The following is a 4,718-nucleotide window of genomic DNA, read 5'->3' as shown; positions in this document are numbered from 1 at the left end:
GTGGCCGCGACGACGATGGCGGACGAAAGCGAGGCGGTGATCCCGCTCTCCGGCCGCGCGAGCGAGGTGTACCTGCTCGCCCTGGCGCGCTTCGTCGGCGACGAGGAGCACCTCCGCGGCGGCGGTCGCCTCACGCGCCTCGATGACCCGGATCGCCTGCGCGTCATCCTGCGCTATGCCGACGGAGAGGAGCGTCAGGCACTGCCGCTTCCCGTCCCCGCCGGCGTTCCCGGCGTTGAGGAAGGCGCGCAAGTGCTCGCCGTTCCTGCCGACCCGACGCGCGATCTGGAGCAACTCCGGCTCTACATCGGCACGCCACAAGCCGTCGTGGGCATCGCCGGTGTGACCCTCAACACGACACCCCGGCGGCACTGCGATGCGGCATGCGACGTGCCGCCGCTTCCCGGGGTCAAGCAGGTCAGCGCCGCCCTTCCCGATATCGAGCCCTCGGCGCGGCTCGACGGGCAGCGCCTGACGCTGGCAAACCGCTACCTCGAAACCGAGTTCGATCTCTCGCGCGGGGCCGCGCTCACGCGGCTGTTCCACCGAACCATCGGCGCGGACTGCGCCGCATCGAAGGGGCAGCAAGCCCTGTTCGATATCGAGATCGGCGATCGCCGCGTCGCGGGGGATGAGTTCGAGCTTATCTCCTCCCAGCCGCTTGAGGACAGCCAGGGGTACAACCTCCTCTATCGCTGCTCGGAGTACGCGGTTGACGTGACGATCTCGCTCGGCATCCGCGACGAACCGCGCGTTTTGTGCGGGCTGACGGCGCGCAACACATCCCCGACGCCGCAGACCATCACCCCCAGCGGCCCGCACCTGCCGCTCGCCATCGGCCCGCCGAAGGATATGTGGTATTTCATCCCCGCCTCGGCGACCATCCTCAGCGATCGCCCGACGGACTACTCGGGCTGGTACAGCGGCGCCGAGGTGTCACTCCAGTTCCTTGACACGTTCAACCCGCAATCCGGCGGCGGCGTATGCATGATGGTGCGCGACCTGGACAGCCTGGAGAAGCGCTACCAGATCCGCAAGTCCGACGCCGGCGTAACGATGGAACTCACGTATCAGCAGCGCGACCTCGCCGCCGGTGAGGAATACACCCTCGCGCCGACCGATATCATGGTTCACACGGGCGACTGGCGCTCGGCCTTCGATGCCTACCGCGAGTGGGCGAAATCGTGGCACGCGCCGACGGCGCCGCGCCCGCAGTGGTGGCGTGAGGTCTTCAACTTCCGCCAGCGCTTCCTCTACTGGCTCGACCCGATGGCGGATCCCGACACGGGTGCGTATCACATGGACGAAGCGCTCGACGAGGCCGAGCGCGAGTTCGGCGGCTGCGAGTACCTCCACATCTTCGATTGGGGCAGCTGCGGGCCGTACGGGCGCATCTACGGGCGCACGGGTGACTACGATCCCGGCGATTACCTGCCCGGCGGGTGGGATGGCTTCCGCGCCGCGGTCGAGCGTGTCCGCCGGCGCGGGGTGCGCGTGGGATACTATATCGAGGGCTACCTGCTCGACGAGCGCGGGAAGATCGGCCAGGCGCACGGCGCGGACTGGCAGATGATGACGTCCAACGGCGACGGCATGCGCTGGCCGAAGTCCACCGAGATCTACGTCTGCCCCGCGGTCGAGCCGTGGCAGGAGATTCAGGCGAGCACGTATCAGCGCATGGTCGAGCGGATGGACGCGGACGGCATGTATCTCGACGAGTTCGGGTTCGCCGGCCCGTGGAAGTGGTGCTGGTCGGCGAACCACGGCCACCGCGCGCCGAGCAACTCTCTGCAAGCCGAGCAGGCCCTGACCTGCCGCGTGCGCGATGCGATGAGCGCGGTCAAGCCCGACGCCGTCCTCTACACCGAGGACACGCCAACCGACGTCAACAGCCAGTACCAGCAGGGGGCGTTCTGCTACAGCATGCAGCGGCATCGCGCGGCGCGCAGCGTCGCGCCGCTGAAGCTGTTCCGCTACGCCTTCCCGGATTTCAAGAACATCGAGATCCTGAACTGCGACAACCCGACGGCGACGTGGGCGACCGGCGTGCGCTGGGCGTTCTGGAACGGCGAGGCGCTGTGGCTGGAGGGCAAGCCCGAGGAATGGTTCGCGCCGCAGACACTGCGCGCGATACGCGAATGCCATCGCGTGCTCCGCGAGCATCGCGACGCGTTTGCGGGCGATGAAGCCGAGCCGCTGGTGCCGACGCTCGCCGGCGGCGTGTACGCGAACATGTTCCGCGGCGACACGGACACCGCGTACACCATCTACAATGCGCGCCCCCAGACCTTCTCCGGCGAAGTCCTCGCGCTCCCGCATCAACCCGGCGCGCGCTACTCCGACGCCTTCGCCGAACGCGAGATCACGCCGCGGATCGCCGATGGTCGCGCGCACCTCTCGCTGACCCTCGACCCCCACGGCGTCGGCTGCATCATCCGCCGCGTCATGTAGGGCGCGCGTTGTCGCACAAGTGGCTGGTTCGCCATTCGCGGCCCCGAAAGTGTCATTCAGAGCGGCGCCCCGACTCGTCGGGGCAAAGCGAAGAATCTCGGCGTCGTGGTAGCGCCTGGCCTGTGCGTACGCCCGCCTCATCCTTGCGCGCGATGTAGGGCGCAGGCGAAAAGACTGTCTCGTGGCGCGGAATGTCGGCTTCTATCCTTTGTTGAGGCAGGGTGATTGTGGTCGCGTACGGAAGACCCTCCTTGGCATAGGAGACGACGATGCGCTTCGGAGACCGCCGACGAGATCGCTCACTGGCGCAAACCGTCATCCCGGCCATGATCCTCGCGCTGCTGCTCGTGGGCGCGATCACTTATCTGCGTTGGCGGTCACCCGCTCGCCCGACCATACCCCCGGGCACTCCTCCGGAAGTAGCAAGCCGAATCCGGGGGCTGTACTCTCAAGACCCGGTTCAACGCGCCGTCGCTGCAAGGAACTTGCGTCTCGAGCCGTCGTCCTCAGCGGCAATACCGGCCCTTATTGGCCTTCTTTCGGACGACACGGAGATCCGACGCCTCGACCCGCCCGACGTCGACCCCGGTTACACACCGACACCCGGCAAGGAGGCCGCAAGAACCCTAGCGAGTATCGGGAAACACGCCGTGGAACCGCTTATCTCCGAGTTGACGAAGGAGGACTCCGCGGGGAGGGCAATGGCCGCATGCGCCCTAGGCGAAATGCGGGAACACTCCGCAGTGGAGGCGCTGATCGCCGCGGTCAGGGACCGACGCCTTAGCGTCCGCGCCGAGGCTTCGAGGGCATTGGGGCTCATCGGGGACAGACGGGCGGTCGGCCCACTCGCCCGAGCCGCGCGTGACCGCGATCCCGGCGTCAGGATGAATGCGGTGATGGCGCTGGGGTGGATCAAAGACGAGCGCGTGATTCGGCCGCTGATGGGAGCGCTCGGGGACGAGGATGAGACCGTAGCTGCGACAGCTTCGTCACAGCTGGCAGACCTGCGCGTTCCGGGATTGGAGGAAAGCCTCATTGTCGCGGCAAGAGATGGTGTTCCAGCCCTTAGGGCGCGTGTAGCAGGTGCGCTCCGTGGACGAACCAGTCGCCCCGCGGTCGAGGCGCTCATCGCCCTCCTACAGGACGAGAACCGTGAGGTCAGGCGGACTGCAGCCTGGTCGCTTTTCTCGAGCGAGAGTCCATTGGCAGTCGAGGCGCTGATACGCGCGCTACGCGATCCGGATTCCGAGGTCGCAAGCTGGTCCGAGAACGCCCTGCTGGCTATCTCGGGCTATGGAGCGGCTGCGGGACGTGACCCGGCCGCATGGGAAGCCTGGTGGCGCAAGAACAAGTCCAGACTCCTGCGCGCGGATAGCTGAAGCCAGCTGTGCGGCAGGACTCGCACTCCCGCCCTGCGAAATCCAGCGCCGATGAGACTCGCCACCAAACGCGCGCCCGCACATCGCGCGTCCGCATTCCTGATCGCCGCACTCGTATGCCTGCCGATCGCAGCGGCAGACATCTCGATCGCGTCCACAGCAACTCCCGACCGCGCCGCTTCGAGGATTACTCCAATGCCTCAACCCACACAGCGCTATCAACTCAAGGTCACCGTTGATTCGCCGGAACGCCTCCGCTTCGTGCCCTACGGCATCGAACTCGACTTCGGCCGCTTGCTCAAGGACAACGGCGACGACGGGCATTTCGACCGCTTCTCGGTGCTGGTGAGGAAGGTCAACCCGCAGACCGGCGCCCTCGACGACGTCCACTTCAACCTGTCCGACGACTTCCTCGTGAGCGGCAAGGGCAAGGTCAACTGGCTCATCGAGGACACGGCCGAGCGCGACTACATCATCTCCTACGACACCCGCGAGCGCGGCCCGTGGCCGCCGCCGGATTACATCGGCCTCGTCGGCAACGGCGACTGCCTGCGCTTCAACGACGGCAAGCTCCACCCGCTCCACGTCGGCATGGCGGCCAATGCCGTCGCCGTGGATTGGGACGGCGACGGCCGCACCGATATCATCTCGACTCAGATCTACAGCCACACTCTCGGCGCCCCCTGGTTCTGCATCCGCCTCTTCCTCAACGAGGGCACGAATGACACGCCCGTTCACGGCGAAGGCATCCCCCTGCGCTTCCGCGACGCCGAGGGCTTCCACGTCATCGAGTCCGGCTACTGCCTCGAACTCTGCGACTGGAATGACGACGGGCGCATGGATCTCATCACTTTCCCCTACTGGGGCGCGGAGCTCCGCTTCTACCGC

Annotated in this window: 3 protein-coding genes; all 3 read left to right on the top strand. The window is 66.8% G+C overall.

The window, feature by feature from the left end; translation table 11 throughout:
• On the top strand, positions 1-2,451 hold a 2,451-nt coding region (locus JSV65_14025), incomplete at its 5' end, for a hypothetical protein (protein UCH33672.1).
• A gap of 485 nt (positions 2,452-2,936) precedes the next feature.
• Complete coding sequence (locus tag JSV65_14020) at positions 2,937-3,830, top strand: HEAT repeat domain-containing protein (protein UCH33671.1); 894 nt, start codon at positions 2,937-2,939, stop codon at positions 3,828-3,830.
• A gap of 195 nt (positions 3,831-4,025) precedes the next feature.
• Positions 4,026-4,718: VCBS repeat-containing protein (locus tag JSV65_14015; GenBank protein UCH33670.1), on the top strand; the 693-nt coding region annotated here is incomplete at its 3' end.

This window comes from Armatimonadota bacterium (assembly GCA_020354555.1).
GTDB lineage: Bacteria > Armatimonadota > Hebobacteria.
This window is presented reverse-complemented; position numbering and strand designations above follow the sequence as displayed.